Annotated in this window: 25 protein-coding genes; 15 read left to right on the top strand and 10 right to left on the bottom strand. The window is 73.3% G+C overall.

Annotated features, from left to right (window positions below; genetic code table 11):
* Nucleotides 1-5: 5 nt before the first annotated feature.
* Complete coding sequence (locus FB474_RS04990; protein ID WP_141787642.1) at nt 6-1,274, top strand: sensor histidine kinase; 1,269 nt, start codon at nt 6-8, stop codon at nt 1,272-1,274.
* Here the strand turns inward: FB474_RS04990 and FB474_RS04985 are convergent.
* Nucleotides 1,216-1,584 (bottom strand): VOC family protein, encoded by a 369-nt coding sequence (locus FB474_RS04985; protein ID WP_141787641.1) that lies wholly within the window; start codon nt 1,582-1,584, stop codon nt 1,216-1,218. The two genes, FB474_RS04990 and FB474_RS04985, sit on opposite strands and share 59 nt — an antisense overlap.
* Nucleotides 1,585-1,695: 111 nt before the next feature.
* On the opposite strand from FB474_RS04985, the gene FB474_RS04980 reads away from it, so the two are divergent.
* Entirely contained in the window at nt 1,696-2,202 is a 507-nt protein-coding gene (locus tag FB474_RS04980; RefSeq protein WP_141787640.1) for a DUF4395 domain-containing protein, read from the top strand.
* 85 nt (nt 2,203-2,287) lie between these two features.
* On the opposite strand, the gene FB474_RS04975 is transcribed toward FB474_RS04980, so the two are convergent.
* The 3 genes from FB474_RS04975 to FB474_RS04965 form a co-directional block, all read right to left on the bottom strand.
* Complete coding sequence (locus tag FB474_RS04975; RefSeq protein ID WP_221632433.1) at nt 2,288-3,400, bottom strand: PP2C family protein-serine/threonine phosphatase; 1,113 nt, start codon at nt 3,398-3,400, stop codon at nt 2,288-2,290.
* Nucleotides 3,401-3,482: 82 nt separating this feature from the next.
* Complete coding sequence (locus tag FB474_RS04970) at nt 3,483-3,962, bottom strand: ribose-5-phosphate isomerase (RefSeq protein WP_141787638.1); 480 nt, start codon at nt 3,960-3,962, stop codon at nt 3,483-3,485.
* 34 nt (nt 3,963-3,996) lie between these two features.
* On the bottom strand, nt 3,997-4,620 hold the full coding sequence (locus FB474_RS04965; RefSeq protein ID WP_141787637.1) for a mycothiol-dependent nitroreductase Rv2466c family protein: 624 nt from the start codon (nt 4,618-4,620) through the stop codon (nt 3,997-3,999).
* A gap of 99 nt (nt 4,621-4,719) precedes the next feature.
* Between FB474_RS04965 and pepN the strand changes: the two genes are divergently transcribed.
* Nucleotides 4,720-7,296, top strand: coding sequence for an aminopeptidase N (gene pepN / locus FB474_RS04960; protein WP_141787636.1), 2,577 nt, complete (start codon nt 4,720-4,722; stop codon nt 7,294-7,296).
* Nucleotides 7,297-7,367: 71 nt separating this feature from the next.
* On the opposite strand, the gene malQ is transcribed toward pepN, so the two are convergent.
* Nucleotides 7,368-9,491 carry a 4-alpha-glucanotransferase gene (gene malQ / locus FB474_RS04955; RefSeq protein ID WP_141787635.1) on the bottom strand — a complete coding sequence of 708 codons (2,124 nt, stop codon included), beginning with the start codon at nt 9,489-9,491 and terminating at the stop codon, nt 7,368-7,370.
* Between the two features lie 91 nt (nt 9,492-9,582).
* On the opposite strand from malQ, the gene FB474_RS04950 reads away from it, so the two are divergent.
* The 9 genes from FB474_RS04950 to FB474_RS04910 all read left to right on the top strand — a co-directional run bounded on the left by FB474_RS04950 (nt 9,583) and on the right by FB474_RS04910 (nt 18,628).
* Nucleotides 9,583-10,524 (top strand): mechanosensitive ion channel family protein, encoded by a 942-nt coding sequence (locus FB474_RS04950; RefSeq protein ID WP_141787634.1) that lies wholly within the window; start codon nt 9,583-9,585, stop codon nt 10,522-10,524.
* A 134-nt stretch (nt 10,525-10,658) separates the two neighbouring features.
* On the top strand, nt 10,659-11,186 hold the full coding sequence (locus tag FB474_RS04945) for a SigE family RNA polymerase sigma factor (protein ID WP_141787633.1): 528 nt from the start codon (nt 10,659-10,661) through the stop codon (nt 11,184-11,186).
* Nucleotides 11,183-12,250, top strand: a complete 1,068-nt coding sequence (locus tag FB474_RS04940) for a hypothetical protein (protein WP_141787632.1) — start codon at nt 11,183-11,185, stop codon at nt 12,248-12,250. Before FB474_RS04945 ends, FB474_RS04940 begins: the two co-directional genes overlap by 4 nt.
* A 19-nt stretch (nt 12,251-12,269) precedes the next feature.
* Nucleotides 12,270-12,656 carry a globin gene (locus FB474_RS04935; RefSeq protein WP_141787631.1) on the top strand — a complete coding sequence of 129 codons (387 nt, stop codon included), beginning with the start codon at nt 12,270-12,272 and terminating at the stop codon, nt 12,654-12,656.
* A gap of 1 nt (nt 12,657) precedes the next feature.
* Nucleotides 12,658-13,449 (top strand): helix-turn-helix transcriptional regulator, encoded by a 792-nt coding sequence (locus FB474_RS04930; protein WP_141787630.1) that lies wholly within the window; start codon nt 12,658-12,660, stop codon nt 13,447-13,449.
* Nucleotides 13,449-14,192: a helix-turn-helix transcriptional regulator gene (locus tag FB474_RS04925; RefSeq protein WP_141787629.1), complete on the top strand. Its 744-nt coding sequence runs from the start codon at nt 13,449-13,451 to the stop codon at nt 14,190-14,192. Before FB474_RS04930 ends, FB474_RS04925 begins: the two co-directional genes overlap by 1 nt.
* Nucleotides 14,193-14,211: 19 nt before the next feature.
* Nucleotides 14,212-14,919 (top strand): helix-turn-helix transcriptional regulator, encoded by a 708-nt coding sequence (locus tag FB474_RS04920; RefSeq protein WP_141787628.1) that lies wholly within the window; start codon nt 14,212-14,214, stop codon nt 14,917-14,919.
* A gap of 361 nt (nt 14,920-15,280) precedes the next feature.
* Nucleotides 15,281-17,005, top strand: a complete 1,725-nt coding sequence (locus FB474_RS04915) for a glycoside hydrolase family 13 protein (RefSeq protein WP_141789813.1) — start codon at nt 15,281-15,283, stop codon at nt 17,003-17,005.
* Between the two features lie 207 nt (nt 17,006-17,212).
* Nucleotides 17,213-18,628: an MFS transporter gene (locus tag FB474_RS04910; protein ID WP_185746043.1), complete on the top strand. Its 1,416-nt coding sequence runs from the start codon at nt 17,213-17,215 to the stop codon at nt 18,626-18,628.
* On the opposite strand, the gene FB474_RS04905 is transcribed toward FB474_RS04910, so the two are convergent.
* Both FB474_RS04905 and FB474_RS04900 read right to left on the bottom strand, forming a co-directional pair.
* On the bottom strand, nt 18,610-19,242 hold the full coding sequence (locus FB474_RS04905) for a DUF8185 domain-containing protein (protein WP_141787626.1): 633 nt from the start codon (nt 19,240-19,242) through the stop codon (nt 18,610-18,612). The two genes, FB474_RS04910 and FB474_RS04905, sit on opposite strands and share 19 nt — an antisense overlap.
* Complete coding sequence (locus FB474_RS04900) at nt 19,239-19,700, bottom strand: acyl-CoA thioesterase (RefSeq protein WP_141787625.1); 462 nt, start codon at nt 19,698-19,700, stop codon at nt 19,239-19,241. Before FB474_RS04900 ends, FB474_RS04905 begins: the two co-directional genes overlap by 4 nt.
* 10 nt (nt 19,701-19,710) lie before the next feature.
* Here FB474_RS04900 and FB474_RS04895 point away from each other — a divergent pair, with 10 nt between their 5' ends.
* The 3 genes from FB474_RS04895 to fabG all read left to right on the top strand — a co-directional run bounded on the left by FB474_RS04895 (nt 19,711) and on the right by fabG (nt 22,613).
* The gene (locus FB474_RS04895; protein ID WP_141787624.1) at nt 19,711-20,724 is read left to right on the top strand and encodes an acyl-CoA thioesterase; all 1,014 of its coding nucleotides are present in this window, start codon (nt 19,711-19,713) and stop codon (nt 20,722-20,724) included.
* 65 nt (nt 20,725-20,789) lie between these two features.
* Nucleotides 20,790-21,800 carry a phosphotransferase family protein gene (locus FB474_RS04890; protein ID WP_141787623.1) on the top strand — a complete coding sequence of 337 codons (1,011 nt, stop codon included), beginning with the start codon at nt 20,790-20,792 and terminating at the stop codon, nt 21,798-21,800.
* Between the two features lie 51 nt (nt 21,801-21,851).
* Nucleotides 21,852-22,613, top strand: coding sequence for a 3-oxoacyl-ACP reductase FabG (gene fabG / locus FB474_RS04885; RefSeq protein ID WP_141787622.1), 762 nt, complete (start codon nt 21,852-21,854; stop codon nt 22,611-22,613).
* A gap of 159 nt (nt 22,614-22,772) precedes the next feature.
* Here fabG and FB474_RS04880 read toward each other — a convergent pair whose 3' ends face one another.
* Genes FB474_RS04880 through FB474_RS04870 form a run of 3 tightly spaced genes read right to left on the bottom strand, consistent with a single transcriptional unit; the run spans nt 22,773 to nt 25,320 of the window.
* Nucleotides 22,773-23,762 carry an NADPH:quinone oxidoreductase family protein gene (locus tag FB474_RS04880; RefSeq protein ID WP_141787621.1) on the bottom strand — a complete coding sequence of 330 codons (990 nt, stop codon included), beginning with the start codon at nt 23,760-23,762 and terminating at the stop codon, nt 22,773-22,775.
* Nucleotides 23,762-24,553: an SDR family NAD(P)-dependent oxidoreductase gene (locus FB474_RS04875; RefSeq protein ID WP_141787620.1), complete on the bottom strand. Its 792-nt coding sequence runs from the start codon at nt 24,551-24,553 to the stop codon at nt 23,762-23,764. Before FB474_RS04875 ends, FB474_RS04880 begins: the two co-directional genes overlap by 1 nt.
* A complete protein-coding gene (locus FB474_RS04870) occupies nt 24,550-25,320 on the bottom strand; it encodes an SDR family oxidoreductase (RefSeq protein WP_141787619.1) in 771 nt (256 codons plus the stop codon). The genes FB474_RS04875 and FB474_RS04870 overlap by 4 nt, the downstream gene beginning before the upstream one ends.
* Nucleotides 25,321-25,355 lie beyond the last annotated feature (35 nt).

The raw sequence follows: 25,355 nt of genomic DNA, 5'->3' as shown, positions 1-25,355 counted from the left end.
ACACCGTGACCCGCTGGTGGCCCGCCCTGCGTGCCGCACCGGGGGACGACCCCGCCCTGGCCCGGGCCCGGCGGCAGGTGGCGGCGATGGTGGCCGGGGCCGTCCTGCTCGGTGTCCTGCTGGCCAGCGCGGTGACCTGGGTCGCGGTCGTCCGTTCCCGCGACGTGGCGGCCGACCGGGCGCTGGCCAGTGCCGCGGCGCACGCCGACGACGCCCAGGACCCTCCCCCGGACGTCTGGCTGTTCATCCGCGAGCCCTCCGGCGAGCTCAAGTCCACCCCCGGCGCCCCCGCGGGCCTGCCGCTGACCACAGTCATGGACCGGGTCGGCCCGGGTCACCCGGACCAGCGTGAGGTCTCGATCGGCGGCACCGAGCTGCTCGTGCGCACCGTGTCCCGGGAGGGCGCGGTGGTGCAGGCGGTCGAGGACCTCAGTGGGCGCGAGGCCGAGCGCCACCGCCTGGCGGGCGCGCTGCTGCTTGCCCTCGTCGTCGGGGTGGGTCTGGCGCTCGTGGCCGGGACGGCGCTCGCGCGGTGGGCCACCCGGCCCCTGGCCGACGCCCTCACCCGCCAGCGACGCTTCGTCGCCGACGCCAGTCACGAGCTGCGCACGCCGCTGTCCCGCCTGGCGATGCGGGCCGAGCTGCTCACCCGCGAGCTGGCCTCCGGGCCGGCCGGGCCGCGCGAGGACGCCGAGCAGCTCCTCGGCGACGCCCGCACCATGGCCGAGGTGCTCAACGACCTGCTCCTGTCGGCGCAGCTGCGCGCGCACCCCGGCGGCGGGGTCGACATCGACGTGGCCGCCCTGGTCCAGGACGTGGTGGCCGCCGACGAGATGCGCGCCGAACGCGGTGGCATCGCCCTGAGCGCCGCGACCGGGGCGGGCGCCGCCGCGCCGGCCGTCGTCCACGGCAGCCCGCCGGCGCTGCGACGGGCCGTTTCAGCCCTGGTCGACAACGCCCTGGCGCACACCCCGTCCGGCGGCAGCGTCCGGGTGCAGGTCTCGGCGGCCCACGACCACGTCGTCGTGGAGGTGTCCGACACGGGCGAGGGGCTGGACCCCGAACGCATCGAGGAGCTGATGCAGCCGTTCAGCCGCGGGCACGACGACCGCCGACGGTTCGGGCTCGGCCTGGCGCTGGTGCGTGAGGTGCTCGAGGCACACGGGGGCACGCTGTCCGCGCGCGGGGCCCCCGGCGTCGGCGCGACCTGGACGGTCAGGCTCCCGGCGAGCCACCGGGGACGACACACAGCTGGTTCCCCTCCGGGTCGCTGACCACCGTCCACCGCTGCTCCTCCCGCACGTGCCGGCCGCCGAGCTCCTCGAGCCGCCGCACGAGGTCCGGACCACCGGAGACGTCGACGTGCAGCCGGTTGCCCGGCGGGTCCAGCGCCTCCACCGGGGTCACCCACACCTGGGGGTGTCCCTCGCCGTGCAACAGCACCGACTCCAGGTGGCCCAGTGAGCGGGAGGCCAGCTTGTCCGCGTCCTCCTCGACCGGCTGCAGGCCGAGCGCCGCGGACCAGAACGGCGCCATGACGTAGGGGTCGTGGCAGAAGACGACGATCGAGTGCAGCCCGCTCATGGGCCCGACGGTAGCGGCCGGGCCTGTCCACCCACCGGGCCTTGCGTCCGCATGTCGAGAACCTCCAGCGCACAGGAATAGCCGGGTGGGGTCGGCGTCGTTGACCAGACCATGCGCCCTGTCGGTCAGCCCCGCTTCCCCCGCGTCGTCGACGACGTCACCGTCCGCCTCATCGCCGGCGTCGTGCTGGTCCTGGGCCTGGTCGCCCTGGCCGCCCACCAGTGGTGGCTCTACGCCGTGCTGGCCGTCGACTTCATCCTGCGCGCCGCGCTCGGCCCGCAGGCCAGTCCCGTCGCCCGGTTCGTGCAGATCGTGGTCCGGCCGCGCGTGCCCGCCGCGAAGCGCCCGACCGCCGGCCCGCCGAAGCGGTTCGCCGCCACCCTCGGCGCGGTGATGACCACCGCCGCCTCAGTGCTGTGGCTGACCGGGACCGCCGCGCCCGTGGTCGTCGCGATCGGCGTCGTGATGGTCGTCTTCCCGGCGCTGGAGTCGCTGCTCGGCTTCTGCGTCGGCTGCGTGCTCTTCGGCGGCCTGATGAAGCTCGGTGTGGTGTCCGAGGAGGTCTGCCTCGAGTGCGCGGACATCAGCCTGCGCCGCACCGCGACGACGTCCTCCTGAGCGACTCGTCCGCAGCAGGGGGGCCAGCGCCAGCAGCGCCAGCATGCCTCCCTCGGAGCCGGGTGCGTCCGGCCGGGCGGTCACCTCAGCCCCTCCAGATCAGGACGACGGCCCGGTCGTCGGTCTCGCCTGCCCGGGCCGTCGCGCAGATGCGGTCCGCTCCCCCGGTGAACCCGTGCGAGACCAGCTGCTCGGCGGTGCCGAGCATCCGGTCGATGCCGACGGTGAGGTCCCGGGTGCGCGTCTCGATCACCCCGTCGGTGTAGAGCAGGAGCGCGTCGCCGCGCTCGAGCCGGCCGCTGCTGCGGGGGAAGGACGTGCTCTCCATGACCCCGAGCAGCGGCCCGCCGGGGTCGTCCATGAGCCGCCAGCGCCCCGACCCGGCGGAGAACGTCGCCGCCGGCGGGTGCCCGGCCCCACCCACGGAGAAGTCGCCGGTCTCCAGGTCGAGGGCGACGTGGATCGCCGTCGCGAAGCCCTCGCTCCAGTCCTGGCGCAGCAGGTAGCTGTTGGCCGCCGGCAGGAAGTCCTCCGGCGGCATGGCACCGAGCAGGCCGCCCAGGGCGCCCGAGAGCAGCAGCGCCTTGGTGCCGGCGTTGAGCCCCTTGCCCGAGACGTCGACCAGGGTCACCTCCAGCCGGCTGCCGTCCGAGGAGCGGTTGGCGACGATGAAGTCGCCCGAGAACGCGTGCCCGTAGGCCGACTGCAGGGCGGTCTCGGCGTGCCAGGGGCGTGGGAGGTCGGGCAGCTCGCCGTGGGCCCGCAGCCGGTCACGCAGGTCGACCAGCATCGACTCCCCGAGGGTGCCCTGCACCCCGAGCCGGGCCCGCGACTGGGCCAGCCACAGCATCGACGCCGCGACGATCACGAGCACCACCCCGGACCCGGCGTAGGAGCTCTTGGCCGCCGCCACCTCCCACCCGGACCACGCGAAGCCCAGCACGATCGCGCCGTAGACCACCGCGACCCAGCGCGGGGTCAGGAAGATGCCCGCGAGCACCGCGATCGGGGCGAACACGGTCCACGGCACCCCGACGGGGAACGCCACCAGGGCCCACGTGACCAGGCCGGTCGCCGCGATGAGCGCGACGCCGGTCGCGACGGTCACCCCGTGGCTGACGCGCGAGAGCCGCCCGGCCAGGCGGGCCAGCGCAGAGGGTCGACGGCGGCGCACGAGTGTCTCGACCTGCGTCGTCACAGGGAGAACGTAGTCAGGTCCGAGCGCACCAGGGCGACCTTTACCCATTCATGGCGCGTCTCTGGCCTGCGGATGACCGGGCTCAGCCTTCGGAGGCGGTGGTAGGCGGCAGCTCGCCCTTGTGCTCGTAGCGCCAGATCATCGCCAGCCGCCGCTTGTGCCGCTCGTCGCCGCTGAAGTGGGTGGTCAGGAAGACCTCGACCATCTCCTTGGCCTCCTCGACGGTGTTCATCCGCGCCCCGATCGAGATCACCTGCGCGTTGTTGTGCTCGCGGGCCAGGCGCGCGGTCTCGACGCTGTGGGCCAGGGCGGCGCGGATGTCGCGGACCTTGTTCGCCGCCATCTGCTCACCGTTGCCGGAGCCGCCCAGGACCACACCGAAGGACCCGTGCTCGCCTGCCACGCCCTCCGCCGCGCGGAGCACCGCCACGGGGTAGTCGTCGTCGGCGTCGTAGTAGTCCGGGCCGTGGTCGACGACGTCGTAGCCCTTGGACTGCAGGAAGGTCACGAGCTCGCACTTGAGCTCGTATGCCGCGTGGTCGCCGCCGATGTGAACGCGCATCTCTGGGGGCTCCTTGGGTCGGGGGTGGGGACGGTCAGTCGAAGATGGGGCCGACGGTGCGGGTGCGCTTGAGCTCGAAGAAGCCGGGCGTGCCCGCGACGAGGAGACAACCGTCCCAGAGCCGGCCGGCCGCGTCACCCTTCGGGGCGGGGGAGACGACGGGACCGAAGAACGCCACGCCGTCGACGGCGATGACCGGGGTGCCGACCTCGTCGCCGACGAGGCCGATGCCCCGCTCGTGGCTGGCCCGCAGCTCCTCGTCGACGTCAGGCAGCGTGGCGAAGCGGGCAAGGTCCTCGGGCAGGCCGACCTCGGCCAGCGCCGGGGCGAGGACCTTGGTGTAGTCCTTCTCGCCGCCGAGGTGGATGCGGGTGCCCATCGCGTCGTACAGGGGCTTGATGACCTTGTCGCCGTGCTCGCGGGCGGCCGCGATGATGACGCGGACCGGGCCCCAGGCGCGGTCCATCATCTCGCGGTAGGCCTCGGGCAGGTCCCGGCCCTCGTTGAGCACGGCCAGGCTCATCACCGACCAGGTCACGTCGACCTCGCGGACCTGCTCGACCTCCAGCAGCCAGCGTGAGGTCATCCACGCCCACGGGCAGATCGGGTCGAACCACATCTCGGCCTGGGTGCGTGTCGCGTCAGTCACGAGGGCCATCCTGCCAGCCGCGGCCCGCCTGTCGTATTCGGGTGACCTTGCGCACCCCCCGTGCGAGGATGACCCGACCCAAGCCCTTTCCCGTAGGAGCAGACACCCGTGCCCGGAAAGAACCTCACCCGTGACGAGGCGCGCGACCGCGCAGCCCTGCTGTCCGTCGCGGCCTACGACGTCGCCCTGGACCTGACCACCGGTCCGACGAACTTCCGCACCCGCACGACCGTGACCTTCGAGGCCACGACCCCCGGCGCCGAGACGTTCATCGACCTCATCGCGGCCTCGGTCCAGGAGATCACCCTCAACGGCGAGTCCCTCGACCCGGCCACCCACTTCGACGGCGTGCGCGTGCGCGTCCCGAACGTGCAGGCCAGCAACGAGCTGACGATCGACGCCACGGGCGTCTACATGAACACCGGCGAGGGCCTGCACCGCTTCGTGGACCCGGTCGACGACGAGGTCTACCTCTACACCCAGTTCGAGGTCGCCGACTCGCGCCGCATGTACGCCGTGTTCGAGCAGCCCGACCTCAAGGCCACCTACGCCTTCACGGTCACCGCCCCGGCGCACTGGCAGGTCGTGTCCAACTCCCCCACCCCGGAGCCGACCCCGGCCGGGGAGTTCCAGGACGAGGCCGGCGCCGCCGTCGCCAAGGCCACCTGGGCCTTCTCCCCCACGCCGCGCATCTCCTCCTACATCACCGCGCTGATCGCCGGCCCCTACGACGTGGTCCGTGACGAGGTGCAGACGCGCAAGGGCGTCGTCCCGATGGGCGTGTTCTGCCGCAAGTCCCTGACCCCGCACCTGGACGCCGAGAACGTCTTCGACTGCACCAAGCGCGGGTTCGCGTTCTTCGAGAACGAGTTCGACTGCGAGTACCCGTTCGAGAAGTACGACCAGGTCTTCACGCCCGAGTACAACATGGGTGCGATGGAGAACGCCGGCGCCGTCACGTTCAACGAGATCTACGTCTTCCGCGCCAAGGTCACCGAGGCGATCATCGAGCGCCGCGCGCTGACGATCCTGCACGAGCTGGCGCACATGTGGTTCGGCAACCTCGTCACGATGCAGTGGTGGGACGACCTCTGGCTCAACGAGTCCTTCGCCGAGTGGGCCTCGACCACCTGCCAGGCCGAGGCGACCCAGTGGGAGACCGCCTGGACCACGTTCGGCACCGCCGAGAAGGCGTGGGCCTACCGCCAGGACCAGCTCTCCTCGACCCACCCGATCGTCGCCGACATCCGCGACCTGGCCGACGTCGAGGTCAACTTCGACGGCATCACCTACGCCAAGGGCGCCTCGGTGCTCAAGCAGCTGGTGGCCTACGTCGGGCGTGAGCCGTTCGTGGCCGGGCTGCGCAGCTACTTCGCCAAGCACGCCTGGGGCAACACCCAGCTGGCCGACCTGCTCGGCGAGCTGGAGCAGACCTCCGGGCGCGACCTGTCCACCTGGTCCAAGCTGTGGCTGGAGACCGCGGGCGTCAACACGCTGACGCCCGAGGTGTCCGTCGACGAGGGCGGCGTCTACACCGCCGCGGCCATCCGCCAGAGCGCCGCCGCCGACTTCGCCACGCTGCGCCCCCACCGCCTGGCCGTCGGCCTCTACGAGGTCCGGGGCGAGGAGCTGGTCCGGGTGGCCCGCCACGAGCTGGACGTCGACGGCGAGCTCACCGAGCTGCCGATGCTCGTCGGCCAGAAGCAGCCCGACCTGCTGCTGGTCAACGACGACGACCTGGCCTACGCCAAGATCCGCCTCGACGAGCGGTCCCTGGCCACCGCCATCGCCCACCCGCGTGGCTTCGCCAGCAGCCTGCCGCGCGCGCTGGTGCTCGGCGCCGCGTGGGACATGACCCGTGATGCGGAGATGTCCGGCCGCGACTTCATCGAGATGGTCCTGGCGGCCCTGCCCGGCGAGACCGACTCCACGCTGCTGCGGGTCCTGCTCCAGCAGATGACGACCACCGCCACCATGTACGTCGCGCCGCAGCACCGCGCGGAGGTCGCCGCCGCGGTGGTCAACCGCCTGCGCAGCCTCCTCGAGGCGGCCGAGCCGGGCAGCGACGCCCAGCTCCAGCTCGCCACGGCCTACGCGTCGTTCGCGCGGGACGAGGCGGACGTGGCGTTCGTGCGCGGCCTGTACGAGGGCACCGCGAGCATCGCCGGCCTCGCCGTCGACACCGAGATGCGCTGGACCCTGCTCACCTCGCTGGCGGCGGCCGACGCGGCCACCGAGGCCGAGGTCGAGGCCGAGCGCACGCGCGACAACACGGCCACCGGCCGGGAGCGGGCGGCCAAGGCCCTGGCCTCCATCCCCCGCGCCGAGCTCAAGGCCGACGCGTGGCGCAAGGCGGTCCTCGAGGACGGCCTGCCCAACCAGATGGTCGAGTCGGTCGGCCTCGGCTTCGCCAAGGCCCACGACCCGGCGGTGCTCGCGCCGTTCGTGGAGCAGTACCACGCGATGCTGCTCGACGTCTGGGGCTCGCGCACCCACGCGATCGCCGAGTCGATCATCGAGGTGTTCTACCCGCACGCCCTCGCCAACGCCGAGCTGCACGACGCCACCCAGGCCTGGCTCGACGCCCACGCCGACGCGGCGCCGGCGCTGCGCCGTCTCGTGGCGGAGAACCGCGACGCGATCGCGCGGGCGCTGCGCGCCCAGGAGCGCGACGCGCGCGCCTGAGCCACCCGGCATACGACAGGAGGGGCGGGGACCGACGTGGGTCCCCGCCCCTCCTGCTGTCGGTGCGGGCCTCAGCGCTGGGCGACGCAGCGGGCCAGGCGCCGGGCCCAGCGGGAGGCCATGAGGTCCTCCAGCAGCACCGGCTTGCCGTTGCCGTCGGCCAGCGGGAGCCGCCAGTTGGGGTACTCCTCGTCGGTGCCGGGCTGGTTCATCGCGCGGCGGTCTCCGGTCATGTCCGGCACGGCGACCCCGAGCAGCCGCGCGGGTGTCCACGACAGGAACCGGTGCAGCGCCTCGATGACCTCGTGCGGGCTGCCCCCCTCGCGCAGCAGGCCGCGCTCGCGCAGGACCTCCAGCACCTCCGCGCGGGCGGCCTCGTCGGCGGCCCGCTCCTCCTCCAGCGGCCGGGTGAGCAGGCCCAGTCTCTCGCGCAGGTCGATGTGCTCCCCGGCGAGGTAGCCGGCGGTCGGGGGCAGGTCGTGCGTGGTGACGGTGGCCAGGCACAGCTCGCGGTAGCGCTCGGCGGGCAGCGGCGCCCCGCCCTCGTCCTTCTCGAACCACAGGATCGAGGTGCCGAGGATGCCGCGCTCCTTGAGGTAGTCCCGGGCCCAGGGCTCGACGACGCCGAGGTCCTCCCCCACGACCAGCGCCCCGGCCCGGTGGGCCTCCAGCGCGAGGATGCCCACCAGCGCCTCGTGGTCGTAGCGCACGTAGGTGCCCTCGCTGGGGGCCTTGCCGGCCGGGACCCACCACAGCCGGAACAGCCCGATCACGTGGTCGACGCGGATGCCGCCCGCGTGCCGCAGCACGGTGCGCAGCATGTCGCGGTAGGGCGCGTAGCCCAGCTCCTCGAGCCGGTCCGGGCGCCATGGCGGCTGGCTCCAGTCCTGGCCCATCTGGTTGTACTGGTCGGGCGGCGCGCCGACGGTCACGTCCCGGGCGAGGGCGTCGGCCAGACCCCACGCGTCTGCGCCTTCGGGGTGGACGCCCACGGCCAGGTCGTGGACCACGCCCAGGCCCATGCCGGCCTCGCGCGCGTCGTGCTGCACCTGGTCGAGCTGCTGGTCGACGACCCACTGCAGCCAGCAGTGGAACTGCACGTCCTCGGCGATGTCGTGGTACATACGGGCCACGGCCTCGCCGCGCGGGTCGTGCAGCTCCTCGGGCCACCGGGTCCACGGCAGGCCGAGCTTGTCGGCCAGGGCGCACCAGGTGGCGAAGTCGACCAGCCCCTGGCCCTCGCGCTCGCAGAAGGCCGCGAAGGCCCGCTCCCGCCGGGCCGAGCGGGGCTGGTGGAAGACGTGTCGCAGCGCGACCAGCTTGTGCCCCCAGGCGGCGTCCCGGTCGATGGTGTCGGACTCGTTGAGCGCCCGGGCGTCGTCGCCGTGCCACTCCAGGAACTGCCGCTCCGCCGCCGACATGTAGGCGACCTCGGGGATGTCCTCGACGCGGACGTAGATCGGGTTGACGAACCGGCGGGTCGTGGGCAGGTAGGGCGAGGGCTCCATCGGGGGCACCGGCTCGGCCGCGTGCAGCGGGTTGACCAGCACGAAGTCGGCGCCCAGGTCGGCCGCGGCCCATGCCGCCATGTCGCCGAGGTCGGCGAGGTCACCCACGCCCCAGGACCGCCGGGACCGCACGGAGTAGAGCTGGGTCATCAGGCCCCAGGCGCGGTGGTCCTCCGCGAGCGCCGGGGGCAGCGTGAGCCGGGCCGGGGTGACGACCAGCGGCGTGCTGACGGTGCCGCTCCCGAGGCGGGCGTGCAGCGTGTGCCAGCCCAGCGGCAGGTCACCGGGCAGCTCGAACGTCGCCTCCCCCACGGCCCGGCCGTCGACCTGCCGCGACTCGACCCAGCGGTCGACCTGGCGGACCTCCCGCCGGGCGCCGCCCTCGAGGGTGACCCAGACCTGGACCGACGCCCCGTCGTCGAGGTGGACCGGCACCCACGGCGTCCACCCCTGCCGGCACACCACGACCGGCGGCAGCACCTGCCGCCAGGACCGCAGCTCCGCCGCCTCGAGCGCCGCCCGGGCGCGGTCCGCGGTCGAGGCGTCGACGCCCAGCGCGGCCAGGACCGTGACGATGGTCGACTCGCTGACGACCACGTGGTTGCCCTGCCAGTCCCAGTACTCGGTGGCGACGCCGTGGGCGCGCGCCAGCTCGCTCAGCTCTGGCGACGGTGCGGGAGTGCTCACGGGTCCCCTTCCTGTGAGATGTGTCGCGGGGCCACCACTCTTTCACGAGTGGCGATTCGGCACTCGCGGTTCACTTCGCAAGGATGGGGCCATGGTGTTGGCGAACGAAATCCTCAAGCAGCTCGACTCCCTGACGTGGAAGGGCTTCTGGGAATGGCTCTCCGGCACACCACTGAAGGTGCTGGTCACGATCCTCGCCGGCCTCGTCGCGCGATGGCTGGTCCACCGCTTCATCGCGCGGCTGCTGCGCAGCGGCGCCGTGAAGACGTCCCCCCGTCCGGACGACGCGGTCCCGCGGCGGAAGGTCAAGGTCCTCGCGCACGCCACCGGGGTCGTGCGCGAGCGCCAGCGCCAGCGCATCGCCACGCTCGGCACGCTGCTGCGCAGCGTCGCCACCGTGCTGATCTTCGTCGTCACCCTGCTGACGGTGATGCAGGAGATCGACATGCCGATCCAGGGTCTGCTGACGTCGGCCGGCGTCACCGGCGTGGCCCTCGCCTTCGGCGCGCAGAGCCTGGTCAAGGACTTCATCACCGGCATCTTCATGATCGCCGAGGACCAGTACGGCGTCGGTGACATCGTCGACACCGGCGAGGTGGTCGGCGAGGTCGAGGACGTCACCCTGCGCATCACGCGGGTGCGCGACTTCAACGGGGTCATCTGGTACGTCCGCAACGGCGAGATCATCCGGGTCGGCAACCGCTCGCAGGGCTGGTCCACGGCCCTGGTGGACGTCCCGGTCCCCTACGACGAGGACCTCGACAAGGTCCTCCCGCTGATCCGCGAGGCCGTCCACGGGCTGACCGAGGACGAGGCCTGGGGTCGACGCGTGCTCGACGAGCCCGAGGTCGTCGGCGTCGAGTCGATGACCGGTGGCGTGGTGACCGTCCGGATCGTCGCCCGGTGCGCCGCGAACGAGAACGTCCCCGTATCGCGCGAGCTGCGCGAGCGGGTCAAGGCCACCCTCGACCGGGCCGGGGTCCGCGCGCCGCAGGTGCTGCCGCCCTACGGCGCGGGCGCCCTGCGCAGCTGAGAGCTTCTGCAGGAACCTGCAACGGCGGCCCGGAAACCTCGTGTTCCCGCGCCGCCGGCGTCGTGCTGGTCCACACTCGGGACGTCCCCGCCCGGCGGGGCAACCTTTGTCGAGGTCCAGGGGGTCGCAGGGGCATGAGGGGATCACCACCGGAGGGGTTCGTCGACTTCGTCGTCGCCCGCGGCCCGGCCCTGCACCGTACGGCGGTGCTGCTCACCCGCCAGCACGCCTCCGCCGAGGACCTCGTCCAGACGGCCCTGGCCAAGGCGTGGCGGGCCTGGGGACGCATCGAGGGTGACCGCGAGGCCTACGTCCGCCGGATCATCGTCAACGAGTTCGCCTCAGGCTGGCGCCGGCGCTGGCGGGGTGAGGTCCCCACCGCTGACCTGCCGGAGCCCGCCGGCGCCGGGCACGACGACCAGGTGACGCTGCGCGCGTCCCTGGTCTCCGCCCTGGCGACCCTGCCACCCCGGCAGCGCGCGGTCGTCGTGCTGCGCTTCTTCCACGACCTCACCGAGGCCCAGACCGCCGAGACCCTCGGCATCACGGTCGGCACGGTGAAGTCCCAGACCGCCAAGGCCCTGGCGGCGCTGCGGGTGTCGGACCCGCTGCGCGAGCCGGCCGCACCCGTCGACGCCTCGTGGAAGGGGTGGACCCGATGAACCCGACCCTGGACGACCTGCGCCACGTCCTGCAGGACGAGGCCGTCGCGTCACCGGCGCCCTCCCCCGACGCCCTCGTCGCCGGCGCCACCGCCCGGGTGCAGGCGGCTCGCCGGCGTCGCGCCGTCCTCGCCGGGGCGGCCGCGGTGCTGGTCCTGGCGGGTGGGGTGCTCGCCGGCACCCACGCCGGCCGCAAGAGCTCGGAACCGGCCCACACCGGCCCGTTCCGGGTGGATGCCACGGGCGGCGCCTTCCCGGCATACAGCGACGGGGGCAAGCGCCTGCTGGTGGTCACTGCTCCGGCCCTGGATCAGCTCAACGGGACCATCGACGTGTCCACCACCCCTGGACGGGAGCTGACCGCCCGGATCCTGTGCAAGCCGGACAGCATCGAGGACTTCGACCAACGCAAGATCGCCAAGGTGACCGGACCGAGCCGCACGCCGGCCCAGATCCACTGCCTTCCCAGCGCGGACGTGGCCATGAACGACTCCGTGCTCGGGAAGGCCGAAGGCACCCACACCCCCGTCGACCTCGACGTGTTCGTGAACCGCAGGGAGTTCAGCCCGGGATCGGGGCCCTCGTTCGCCCACGCGACGATCAGCATCGCGATCTACGAGAGCGTGCCGTTTGCACAGTTCCCCAAACCTTCCAAGCCCGCCGAGGTCGACGTGCTCGGCGACTTCGTGGCCAACACCCCCAAGGGCGCGGTGGTCCTGCGCCGGCCGCGGACGACGGCAGAGGCCAACACCGCGACGGCGTTCACCGTCCCCTACTCACCCAACCTCGACCTCGACATCAGCGTGCACGGCCCCGGCCGGATGAAGGTGACCGTCAACGGAGTCGTGGTCCAGGACCCGTTCCCCAACGACAGCCCCAACCCGCCGGTGGACGGCTTCCACGAGTTCACGACGTGGGCCTACAGCGGACTCACGTCGCCACTGGACCCGCGCGGCACGGCCGCCGTCGCGCCGCTGGCCAAGGGCACACCGATGCACGTCGTGCTGACGCCCGAGGGCTTCACCGGCCCGAACTGGCAGGTGGTGGTGGCGCCGCAGGAGTGAGTCCGCGGCTGCTGAGACAATGCCTCGCGTGACGACGTTCTACGACCAGGTGGGTGGCCACGAGACGTTCTCCAGGCTGGTGCACGAGTTCTACGTCGGCGTGGCCGCCGACCCCGAGCTGCGAGCGCTCTACCCGGAGGAGGACCTCGCGCCGGCCGAGGAGCGCCTGCGGCTGTTCCTCGAGCAGTACTGGGGCGGCCCGACGACCTACTCCCAGGAGCGTGGCCACCCCCGGCTGCGCATGCGGCACCACCCCTTCAAGGTCACGCCCGCCCAGCGGGACCGGTGGCTGAAGCACATGATGGCGGCCGTGGACACGTTGCAGCTGGCTCCCGCGGACGAGCTCATCCTGCGGGACTACCTCGACCGCGCCGCGCACTCGCTGGTCAACAGCCTGGAGGACTGAGGTGGAGCCGCAGGGGGCAGACACCGCAGGCACCGCCGGCACCGACCTGGCCGGGTCGGGCGCGGCACCGACACCCGGACGCGACGCCGCGGGCGACTGGGCGGCGATCACCGAGCTCACCGGGGAGCTGTCCTCGCGCACGGCGCGCGTGATCGGGCAGGCGCTCACCGGACGGACCGAGACCGGGGTGGCCAGGCTCCTGGGAGAGGACAGCACCGCCGTCCGGCAGAACCTGGCGCCGCTGGAGGCGCTGACCCGGCGCTCCGCCTGGAAGCTGTCGCCGGGGTCGGCCGACCCGCGCAGCCTCGCCGTCGACCTCAACAAGCACAGCCGCGCCCGCGGCATCGACCTGCGCCAGGTGCTCGACCTGGTGGCACTCGGCCGGCCCATCGCGGCCACCGACCAGGCCTCGCGCGACCGGGTGCGCCTGGCACCGGTCCACGTCCAGATGATGCTGGTCGACGAACGCCTGGTGGTGGTCGAGGGCCCGGTCCTGCGCCCCTACGCCGGCGCCTCGGGCTGGCTGCTGGACGAGCCGGGCATCACCGCCGCCGCCTGCGCGCTGTGGCACGAGACCTGGGCGCGCTCGGCGCCGCTGCCGGCGGAGGCCCTGGTGATGACGGACCGTCAGCGTGCGGTGGCCTGCGGGCTGATCGACGGGGAGACCGACGCGGCGATCGCGCGCCGGCTCCGGGTGTCCACCCGCACCGTCGCGGCCGAGGTCCGGTTCCTCATGAACGCGGTGGGGGCGAGCAGCCGCTACCAGGCAGCGATGCGGCTGCACCAGCCGTGATGGACGGCCTGAAGGTGCCGCACGAATGGGCCGCCATCGTCGAGGCCACCGCCCGGCTGCGCCAGAGCGCCAGCCGGGCGATCGGCGCCTCGGTCCACGGCTCCATGCAGGCGATCCCCCCGGACGAGATCAGCCTGGAGGAGCTTCAGCTTCTGGGGCGCAACGGCGACGAGGCACGGGAGCGGCTCCCGTTCGTCGAACGCCACGCCTCCCATTCGGTGTGGGCACTCAGCCCCGATCCTGCGGACCCTCGCGCGCTCCAGGCCGCTGCCACGGAGCGAAGCCGCGCACGCGGCCTCGACATGAGGATGGTGCTCGACCTGGCAGCAGTACAGGGCGGCCCGGTTGCTGGCTCCCGGGAGCACCTCGACCGGGTGCTCGTCGCCCCGGTCTTCCTGCACGTGATCCTGGTCGACCAGCGAGCCGTGATCCTGGAGGGCCCCCGGCTGGACACGCACGGCACGTCCTGCTGGCTGCTCCCCGAGCCCGAGGTGGTCCAGGCCGCCCTGGCGCTGTGGGAGTCGACGCTGAGCCACGCCGCGCCGCTCCCCGAACACGTCGTCCAGCTGACCGAGCGCCAGCGCGCGATCGCCAACCTGCTGCTGCACGGGCACACCGACGCCGCCATCGCCAGGCAGATCGGTGTCTCCGTGCGGACCGTCGCCTCGGAGGTGCGGCAGCTGATGCACGCCACCGGGTCGAGCACCCGCTACCAGACCGCGATGCGCCTGTTCGGCCGGTGACCGCCGGTACGGTGCCGGGATGACCCTCAGCGGATCGTGGCCGGAGATCGCCGAGCAGTCGGCGCACCTGACCCGGTGCGTCGCGGCCGCCGTGTCAGCCGTGACGGCCGACCCCGGGTCCGGCGGGGCGAGGCTGCTCGGATCCACCGGGGAGGAGGTGCGCGCCACCTTCGAGCAGCTCCAGGCGGAGACGCAACGCTCGGTGTGGGCCCTCGCCCCCCAGCCCGGCGACCCCCGGACCCTGCACACGGAGGCGGACGAGTGCAGCCGGCGCCGGGGGCTCGACCTGCGCACCATCGTCGACGAGGGTGCCGTCCAACGGCCCATCGCCGCACCGGAGGTCCTGCTGCGCCGACAGATCCGGGTGGCACCGGTGCTGCTGCAGATGCTCCTGGTGGACGAGGACCGCATCGTCGTCGACGGTCCCCGGATGACCACCGGGAGCAGGTCCGGGTGGCTGGTCTGGGACCCGGCCACGGTGGAGGCAGCGCGCAGCCTGTGGCGGAGCACCGAGGCTGCGTCGGCGCAGCTTCCCCCCTCAGCGGTGTTCCTCAGCGAGCGTCAGCGCCGGATCGCCCAGGGCCTGGTCGACGGGCTCACCGACGGCGCGATGGCGCGGGCCCTGGGGGTCTCGCTCAGGACCGTGGCCTCGGAGGTGCGGACGCTCATGGAAGCGGTGGAGGCGCGCAGCCGCTACCAGGCGGGCATGAGGCTGGTCAGCCCCTGAGCGCTCGGCGGAGCGCGCGAGGCCCGACAGCAGGCCGGTCGGGCACTGGCCCCTCCGCCAGTGCCCGACCGCGCGCCTCCCGCTGGCCTCCCCCCGAGACCGGGCGAGCGTGCTGCGTGACGATGCTGCGTCAGCGCCCCGCCCCGTGGCCACTCGTTTGCAGAAACCTGCAAAGCGCCGGGTCACGAACGCGCAGGGGCGACCGCCGTGGCGACCGCCCGGCATACCGGTGGCCTGCAAGTTCTTGCTCACACTGCAAGAACTTGCGGGTCGGCTTTGGCCGACGGCACCGGCTGGTGGAGGATGGCCCACCGTGACTGCCTCCCCCACACTCGACCCGACCGTCGTCCCCGCGACCGACGTGACCCCGGCCGCCCACCCGACGCACGCCGGCAGCGCTGCGGACTCCCCGTGGTGGCGTCACGCGGTGATCTACCAGATCTACCCGCGGTCCTGGGCCGACGCCAACGGCGACGGCATCGGTGACCTGCCCGGCATCACCGCGCGGCTGCCCTACCTGCGTGAGCTCGGCGTGGACGCCATCTGGCTCTCGCCCTTCTACACCTCGCCCCAGGCCGACGCGGGCTACGACGTGGCCGACTACCGCGACATCGACCCGCTCTTCGGCACCCTGGCCGACGCCGACGCCATGCTGGCCCGCGCGCACGAGCTCGGGCTGAAGGTCATCGTCGACCTCGTGCCCAACCACTCCTCCGACGAGCACGCGTGGTTCCGCGCCGCGCTGGCCGCCGGCCCGGGCAGCCCTGAGCGCGAGCGCTACATGTTCCGCGACGGCCAGGGCGAGTCCGGCGAGCTGCCGCCCAACGACTGGCGCAGCGTTTTTGGCGGCCCGGCCTGGACCCGCACCGTCGACGCCGACGGCACCCCCGGCCAGTGGTACCTGCACCTGTTCGACCCCAAGCAGCCCGACTTCAACTGGGAGCACCCTGAGGTCCGCGCCGAGTTCGAGGACATCCTGCGCTTCTGGCTCGACCGCGGCGTGGACGGCTTCCGGGTCGACGTGGCACACGGCCTGATCAAGGAGGAGGGCCTGCCCGACTGGGAGGAGTCCCAGGAGATGCTCGGCGGCGCCGACGAGGAGCACGACGAGCGCCGGCCCCCGATGTGGGACCAGGACCGCGTCCACGAGATCTACCAGCGCTGGCGCCGGATCCTCGACGCCTACAACCCGGTCGAGGGCGACACGGTCGACCGCAACCGCGACCGCATCCTGTGCGCCGAGGCGTGGGTCCACCCGCAGGAGCGGGCCGTGCGCTACGTGCGCGACGACGAGATGCACCAGGCGTTCAACTTCGACTTCCTCACCACGCAGTGGGTCGCCGCCGACCTGCGGACGGTCATCACGTCCTCGTTCGAGGCGGCGGACTCGGTCGGCGCGCCGTCGACGTGGGTGCTGTCCAACCACGACGTCGTCCGTCACGCCTCGCGGCTGGGCCTGCCGGTGGGCAGCAAGCGCCCCAACGGCATCGGCATCGGCGACCCGCAGCCCGACGTCGAGCTGGGTCTGCGCCGCGCCCGCGCCGCGACCGCGATCATGCTGGCGCTGCCCGGCTCGGCCTACCTCTACCAGGGTGAGGAGCTCGGCCTGCCCGACTCCACCGACATGCCCGACGAGTACCGCCAGGACCCGGCCTGGGAACGCTCCGGGCGCATGGAGCGCGGCCGTGACGGCTGCCGCGTGCCGCTGCCGTGGGAGGCCGACCGCCCCGCGTTCGGCTTCGGCCCGTCCGCGGACACCTGGCTGCCCCAGCCCGCGGTCTACGGCCGGTATGCCGTGGACCAGCAGGAGGGCGTCGAGGGTTCCACCCTCGAGCTGTACCGCGCGCTGCTCGCCACCCGTCGTGAGCGGGCGCTCGGCGTGGGCTCGTTCACGTGGGTCGAGGGCTACGGCGAGGACGTCGTGGCGTTCGTCGTCGACGCGGCCGGGGAGCGCACCCTCGTGGTGACCAACCTCGGCACCGCGGGCGTGGCCCTGCCCGAGGGCGCCTCGGTGCTGCTGTCCAGCGCTCCGCTGGCGCAGGACGGCACGGTGGGCACCGACACCACGGTCTGGGCCCGCCTCTGACCCGCACCACCGCCTGACCGAACGCACCGAATCCGTCGTCTCGGCCCCGCCCCGGGCGTGATTCGACGGATTTGGTGCGTCCGGACGGGGCACAGTGGTCCGCGCGAGGCAGAGAAAAGCCGGAGCCACGTGTCGGTGGGCCGGGCTAGCGTGAGTCATGCCCGTCGCCTTGACCTCAAGCGCACTTGATGTCGTGCCATGGACGACATGACTGCCACGACGCCTGACCTGAGCCCGGCCACCACCGCCCCGGCGCCGGCGCGCGGACCCATGGCGCCGGCATACCGGCTGGTGACGCTGGCCATCGTGGCCCTGGTGACCACCGTCGCGTTCGAGGCGATGGCGATCTCCACGGCGATGCCGGTGGTGGCGCGCGAGCTCGACGCGGTGCGCTCCTACAGCCTGGCCTTCTCGGTGATGCTCACCGCGCAGCTGCTCGGCATCGTCCTGGCGGGGGTGTGGAGCGACCGGCGCGGGCCGCTGCCCGGCCTCATCGCCGGACAGGTGCTGCTGGCCGGTGGGTCCGCGGTGGCCGGCCTGGCGACGAGCTTCCCCACGCTGCTGGCCGGCCGGTTCGTCGCCGGCCTCGGCGGTGGCCTGGTGGTGGTCGCGCTCTACGTCGTGATCGGCCGGGCCTACCCCGATGCGTTGCGGCCCAAGGTGTTCACGTGGGTGTCGGCGGCGTGGGTGCTGCCGGCGCTCGTCGGCCCGCCGGTCGCGGGCTGGCTGGCGACCCAGCTGTCGTGGCGCTGGGTCTTCCTCGTCGTCGTCCCCGCCGTCGCGCTGACCCTGCTCGCCGTGCTCTCGCAGCGCTCCCGTCTCGCCGACGAGTGCGACCGGCGGGACGTCGCGGCCGACGAGCGGGCCGCCCACCGGCGCACCGCCTGGCTCGGGCTCGGCGTGGCGACCGCCGCCGCCGCGCTGCAGTGGGGCTCGCAGGCCCTGGTCCCGCCGCAGGCCTGGCCGATCGCGTTGACGGCCCTGGGCGTGGTCGTCCTCGGCGCCACCGCCCCGCGGCTGCTCCCCCGCGGCACCCTGCGCATGGCCCGCGGGCTGCCGTCGGTGGTGCTCAGCCGGTTCCTGCTCACCGCGGCGTTCAACGGCAGCCTGGCGTTCGTGCCGCTGATGCTGGTCTCACAACGTCACCTCAAGGCCACCGAGGCCGGCATCGTGCTCACCATCGGCGCGCTGGGCTGGTCGTTCGGGTCGTGGGTGCAGGGCCGCGACGCGTTCCTGCGCCGGCGCACCGGCCTGGTCATGGCCGGCGGCACGTCGCTGACGCTCGGGATCGCGGGCATAGCCGTCGTGGCCGCCGCCGGCCTGCCATCCGTGCTGGTCGGGGTCTGCCAGGTCCTCGCCGGGCTCGGCATGGGACTGGCCATGTCGACCACCTCGGTGCTGTCCCTGCAGCTGGCCTCCGAGGCCGAGCGCGGCCGGGCCTCCTCGGCGCTGCAGCTCGCCGATGCCCTCGGCAGCGTGCTCGGCATCGCCACGTCCGGCGCGGTGTTCGCCGCGCTGCACCACGCGAACGGCCAGGACACCCGCGTGTTCGTGCTGATCTGGTCGGGGATGGCCGCGGTCGCCGCCCTCGTCGTGCTCGGCGGTCACCGCAGCAGGACGTGACCCGCCGACGTCGACACCCGGGTCCACCGACCGTGCATGAACACCGCGGCGTCACCTCCGCCGAGGAAACCCAGTGCGTATGCCGCGAACGCCGCCCCCGCGGGCACCGGCGGGACGGTCTCGGCCATCCGGCTCCACACCCGCTCGCGCAGGGAGGTCACGGCGTGACCGCCCGAGCCGGTCGGCGCACCGTGGGCGATCTCCTCGATGCCTTGCGTGGCAACGGCTTTGAGCGCCGCGGTGGGGAGCTCACCCACCCGCTCCCAGCCCTGGCGCGGCGGGGCCACGGCGGCCCAGCCGGCGCTGACGGTGGTGGGCGGCACGTCCAGGCTCCGCGCGTCGGCGGTGCCGGTGCGGGCCAGCCGGTCGGTGATCCCCGCCAGCGGGACCGTGGTGTCGAGCTCGGCCGGCTCGGCCAGCGGCATGACCCGCATCCCCAGGACCGCACCCTCGGCCATCAGACCCCGCCCGGGCAGCACCCCGACGTAGGCCGCCAATGCGAGGCCCTGGGCCTGCAGGCGGATCGCCCCGTCGGCGTCGAGCGACCGGGCGCGGGCGACGAAGGTGCCCAGGTCGGCCAGCGCCTCGGCGTCGGGGAAGCGGAGCGTGCTCACGCGCGGGACCCCTTGGCACGCCAGCGGAACGGCACGGGCTCGCCGGAGACCGAGCGCAGCTTCTCGCGCTCGTCCGGACGCAGCCGCCGCGGCGAGGCGGTCGAGAAGTTGTAGGCGACCAGCGTCGTCTCGGCCCGCGCATACAGGCTGGTGCCGTGGCCCTCGGGGTCGCGCACCTCGTAGGCGAGGTCGAAGCTGGCGCCGGAGACCTTGGTGGCCCACATGTCCACGGCGATCGGGGCGTGGCGGAACTCCAGCGGCGCGAGGTACTCGATCTCGTGCCGGGCGACGAGCACGCCCTCGTTGAGCATCGAGCGGTCCTGCCCGAACCACTCCTGGAAGCCGATGACGCGCGCGTCCTCGAGCAGCCGCAGGAACTGGACGTTGTTGACGTGGCCGTAGGCGTCCATGTCGGACCAGCGGAGGGGCACGTCGACGTGGTACGGACGGGCAGGCATGCGACCCATCATGGCAGGCGCCGGATATCGTCTCGCTGTGACCACGACGCTTGACGACGGCTCGCTCGCCGACCCCTTCGAGGACCTCCTCGACGTCCTCGACCTCCAGCCCGCGGGACTGGCGCACATCAGCGTCGACGCCCCCGACGACGCCGAGTCCGACCTCGGGGAGTCCGAGGCCGACGTGTTCGTCGGGCGCAGCCAGCCGCAGCCGCACGGCCGGGTGTTCGGCGGGCAGGTGCTGGCGCAGTCGATCATCGCCGCCGGGCGCACCGTCGCCGACATCGAGGGAGCGCCCCGGCACATCCACTCCCTGCACGGCTACTTCCTGCGCGCCGGCGACTCCAGCCACCCGATCCGCTTCGCCGTGGAACGGCTGCGCGACGGCGCCTCCTTCTCCGCGCGGCGGGTGCACGCGATCCAGTACGGCAAGCCGATCCTGTCGATGATCACCTCGTTCCAGACCGAGGCGGACGGCCTGGACCACCAGGAGCCGATGCCGGCCTCCCCCGACCCCGAGATGCTCCCGACGGCCGCCCAGGAGCTCGCCGACATCGACCACCCGGCGGCGCTGTTCTGGTCGACGCGCCGGGCCATCGACCTGCGCCACGTCGAGGGCGCGATCTACGTCCACCCCGGGCGCCAGCACGCGGCCCGGCAGAGCGTGTGGCTCAAGGCGATGTCGCGGATGCCCGACGACCCGCTGCTGCACGCCGCGGTGCTGGCCTACTGCTCCGACTACTCGCTGCTCGAGCCGGTGCTGCGCAAGCACGGCATCGCCTGGGCCGACCCGCGCCTGCGCCCGGCCAGCCTGGACCACGCCATGTGGTTCCACCGCCCGGCGCGCGCCGACGAGTGGACCCTCTACACCCAGGACTCCCCCTCGGCCTCCGGCGGGCGCGGCCTGGCCACCGGCCGCATGTTCAGCGCCGACGGCGTGCTCCTGGCGACGGTCGCCCAGGAGGGCATGCTGCGGATCAAGGAGTCGGCCGGCTCCGGCTGGGTGGAGGGCCGCAAGGGCTGAGCCCATGACCATGGTCACGCCCGCCGGGGTTCCCGACTAAGCAAGCGCTCAGTAGGGTCGGGCGCATGGTGGATGGGCTGGACCTCGAGGCGCTGGCGCGCTTCATGGCGCCTGTCGTCGGCCCGTCGGACGGCTCGCTGACGCTGGGCGCCGACCTCATCGCCGGCGGCAAGTCCAACCTGACCTACCGCGTCACCGACGGCAGCCGGGCCTGGGTCGTGCGCCGTCCGCCGCTGGGGCACGTGCTGGCCACCGCCCACGACATGACCCGCGAGTACCGCGTGATGTCCGCCCTGCGCGACACCGCCGTCCCGGTGCCGCACATGGTCGCCCTGTGCGAGGACACCGACGTCGTCGGCGCGCCGTTCTACGTCATGGAGCTCGTCGAGGGCGAGGTGCTGCGCGCCGACGCCGACCTGGTCGGACGCTCCCGCGAGGACCGGGCCGCGCTCGCCCACCAGCTCATCGACACGCTCGCCGACCTGCATGCCCTGGACCCGGAGGCGTTGGGGTTGAAGGACTTCGGCCACCCCGAGGGCTTCCTCGAGCGACAGGTGCGGCGCTGGGGCCAGCAGCTGGCGCGGTCCCGGTCACGCGACATACCCGGGGTCGAGGAGCTGGCCCGCGACCTGGCCGCCCGAGTCCCCGCCAGCCAGCGGGCCACGATCGTGCACGGCGACTACCGCCTCGACAACGCCATCGTCGGCCCGGACCAGCGCATCCGCGCCGTGCTCGACTGGGAGATGGCCACGCTCGGCGACCCCCTCTGCGACCTCGGGCTGTTGCCGGTCTACGCCCTGCCGACCCGCGGCGTCGCCGGCGTCGTCTCCGACGGGATGGGCCCGCACAACGGCTTCCCCCCGATGGAGGAGATCGTCGAGCGGTATGCCGCGCGCACCGGCCTCGACGTCACTCCCCTGCCCTGGTACACCGCACTCGGCTACTTCAAGCTCGCCGTCATCTGCGAGGGCATCCACTACCGCTACGCGCACGGCCAGACCGTCGGTCCCGGCTTCGAGCGGATCGGCGCTGTCGTCGCCCCGCTCGTCGACACCGGACGCCAGGCGCTCGGCTGAGAAGTCTTTGCTGCCAACACGATTCACCACCCACCGCCCAGGAGGCACCCTGTGAGCACCACCCCGCAGCGCACCGCCATCGTGACGGGCGCGGCCCGCGGCATCGGCGCGGCCACCGCGATCCGGCTGGCCGCCGACGGTCACGCCGTGGCCGTCCTCGACCTCGACGAGGCCGCCTGCGCCCAGACCGTCTCGGCGATCACCGAGGCCAGGGGCCGGGCGATCGCGGTGGGCGTGGACGTCAGCCAGCCCGAGCAGGTCGAGGCGGCGGTCGCACGGGTGGCATCCGAGCTCGGGGCGCCGACCATCCTCGTCAACAACGCCGGCATCATCCGCGACAACCTCATCTTCAAGATGACGGTCGAGGACTGGGACGCCGTGATCTCGGTGCACCTGCGCGGTGCCTTCCTCATGACCAAGGCGGTCCAGGCGCACATGACGGCCGAGAAGTACGGCCGCATCGTCAACCTGTCCTCCACCTCGGCGCAGGGCAACCGCGGCCAGGTCAACTACTCCGCCGCCAAGGCCGGCCTGCAGGGCTTCACCAAGACCCTGGCCATCGAGCTGGGCCGCTTCGGCGTCACCGCCAACGCGGTCGCCCCGGGCTTCATCGCCACCGACATGACGCGTGCGACGGCCGATCGGATGAAGGTCTCCTTCGAGGACTTCATCGCCGGGGCGTCGGCGCAGATCCCGGTCGGCCGGGTGGGCGAGCCGCAGGACATCGCGGCGACGATCTCGTTCCTCACCTCCGAGGAGGCCGGCTTCGTCTCCGGCCAGGTCATCTACGTCGCCGGCGGCCCCCAGGACTGACGCTCCTCCGACCGGACACCGCTCAGCCCGCGTCTCGAGGCCGTTTCAGCGCCGAGACGCGGGCTGACGCGTGTCCGGTCGCGCATCCGGACGCACCACATCCGTCGTCTGCACCCGGATTCGTGGCGGAAACGACGGATGTGGTGCGTTCGGTGGGGCTCAGCGTGGGGCGAGGACGACGACGCGGCCGGTCGTGCGCCCCTGCCCCAGCCGGGTCAGCCCGTCCACCGCCTGCTCGAACGGCAGACGCTCGGACACCAGCGGGGCGATCCGGCCCTCGGCCGCCCAGGCGCTCAGCTGCCGGTGCGCCTCCTCGGCCACCGCGTGGTCGCGCTGGAGGTAGAGCCCCCAGTGAAGGCCGGCGATCGAGTAGTTCTTGACCAGCGCGTGGTTGAGCGCCGGCGCCGGGATGGTGCCCCCGGCGAAGCCGACCACCACGATGCGCCCCTCGAACGCCACCACTTTGGTCGACGCCTCGTAGGCCGACCCGCCGACCGGGTCGAAGACCACGTCGACCCCGCCGCGCCCCGCGGCCTCCTTCAGCGCCGGCACGAGGTCGACGGCGGTGCGGTCGATGACCACGTCGGCGCCCAGATCGGTTGCGGCAGCGGCCTTCTCGGCGCCGCCGACCACCGCGATCACGCGGGCACCGAGCGCCTTGCCGACCTGCACGGCCGCCGACCCGACGCCGCCGGAGGCCGCGTGGACGAGCAGGGTCTCCCCCGCCCGCAGGCCCGCCCGGCGCACCAGCCCGACGTATGCCGTCTGGTAGCCGATCGTCAGTGCGGCCGCCTTGGCGTCGTCGAGGGGCTCCGGCGCCGGGAACACCGCCGCCGCGGGCATGAGCGCGCGCTCGGCGAGGCCACCGGCCGGCGGCGCCGACGTGCCGACGACCCGGTCGCCCACGGCAACTCCGGTCACGCCCTCGCCGACCTCGACCACCCGGCCGCAGACCTCGACCCCGGGAACGAACGGCAGCGGCGGGCGTACCTGGTACTCCCCGCGCGCCATGAGCACGTCCGGGAAGTTCAGTGCGGTGGCCGCCACGTCGACCAGGACATGACCGGGCTGCACCACCGGCTCGGAGACCTCGGCCAGCGTCATCACGTCAGCCGGCTCGCCGAGCCGACCGACCTGCCACGCCCGCATCAGGACCGCTCCCCCATCGTCGCCCCCGGCAACGAGGACGCCAGCCGGCGCATGCCCTCCAGCCAGCGGTCCGGGTCGGCGGCGCGGCCGGCATACATCGGGCCCACCTCGGGGTGCGGCAGGACGAGGAACCGGCCCTCCTCGATCGCCGCCAGGAGGGCGTCGGCGACGGCAGTGGGCTCGACGGCCGAGGCCTCCATGAGCGCCCTGCCCGCGTCCCCGGAGTCCTCCAGCATGCGCGTGCGCACCCCTTGCGGGCAGACCGCGTGCACGCCGATCCCCTTGTCCCCGTAGGTCATCGACAGCCACTCCGCGAACGCGTATGCCGCGTGCTTGGTCACCGCGTAGGGCGCGGCCCCGGGGATGGACAGCAGCCCGGCGGCGGACACGGTCGAGACGAACGTGCCGCGGCCTCGGGTCACCCAGGAGGGCACCAACGCTCTGGCGGCACGCACGTGCGCCATGACGTTGACCTGCCAGGAGGTCTCCCACGCCCTCTCGTCCACGTCCTCGAGGCCGCCGCGGGCGACGCCGGCGTTGGCGCAGAACACGTCGACCGGACCGGCGAGCGAGCGCGCCGCGCTGAGGAGCACCTCGACCCCGGCCTCGGTGCTGGCGTCGCCGGGGACGGCGAGCCCGCCGACCGCGCGCGCGACCTCGTCGGCGGCTCCGGCGTCGAGGTCGTTGACGACCACGGTGGCCCCCAGACCGGCGAACCGCCGGGCATAGGCCTCACCGATGCCGCGACCGCCGCCGGTGACGACGACGACCTGGCCGTCGAACCGGGTCACAGGGCGCCGCCCAGCGTGACGCCGCCGTCGATGACCAGGGTCTGGCCGGTGATCCACGAGGCGTCGCGGGAGAGCAGGAACGACACGGCCCCGGCGACGTCCTCGGGCACGCCGAGCCGCTTGAGCGGGTAGGCCGCAGCCACCTTCTCCTCACGCCCGGCGTAGAGCGCCTCGGCGAACTGCGTCTTGACCACGGCCGGGGCGACGGCGTTGACGCGCACCTCGGGACCGAGCTGGTGCCCGAGCTCGGTGGTGAGGTGGATCAGGGCGGCCTTGGACACGGCATACCAGCCGAGCATCCCGGTGGCGCCGAGCCCGGCGATCGAGGCGACGTTGACCACGGCGCCGGTCGGGCGGCCGCGGTCGTCGACCTGGCCGAGTCCGCTGCCCACGGCCTTGCGGGTCCACTCGAACGCGCTGAGCACGTTGACCTCGAGGATCTTGCGGGCGGTGTCGACGCCGGTGTCGATCATCGGCCCGTAGGCCGGGTTGATGCCGGTGTTGTTGACGAGCAGGTCGAGCCGGCCGAAGACCTCGCGGGCGGTGGCGATGACCTGGTCCTGGTGGTCGGCGTCGTCGGCGTGGCCGGCGACGCCGAGCGCATGCTCGACCCCGCCGAGGCGCTCGACCGCCTCGTCGAGCGCCTCGGGCTTGCGGCCGGTGAGGACCACCCTGGCCCCCTCGGCGACGAGGCGCTCGGCGATGCCGAACCCGATGCCGCGGCTGGCTCCGGTGACGATGGCGACGGTGTGGTCGTGCAGGCCCACGGGGGCTCCTCCTCGGGTGCGGGGTGGCGCAGAAG

Source organism: Oryzihumus leptocrescens (genome assembly GCF_006716205.1).
In the GTDB taxonomy this organism is placed as follows: domain Bacteria; phylum Actinomycetota; class Actinomycetes; order Actinomycetales; family Dermatophilaceae; genus Oryzihumus; species Oryzihumus leptocrescens.
Note: the sequence above shows the minus strand (reverse complement) of the source record. Positions and strands in the feature narration are given on the sequence as shown.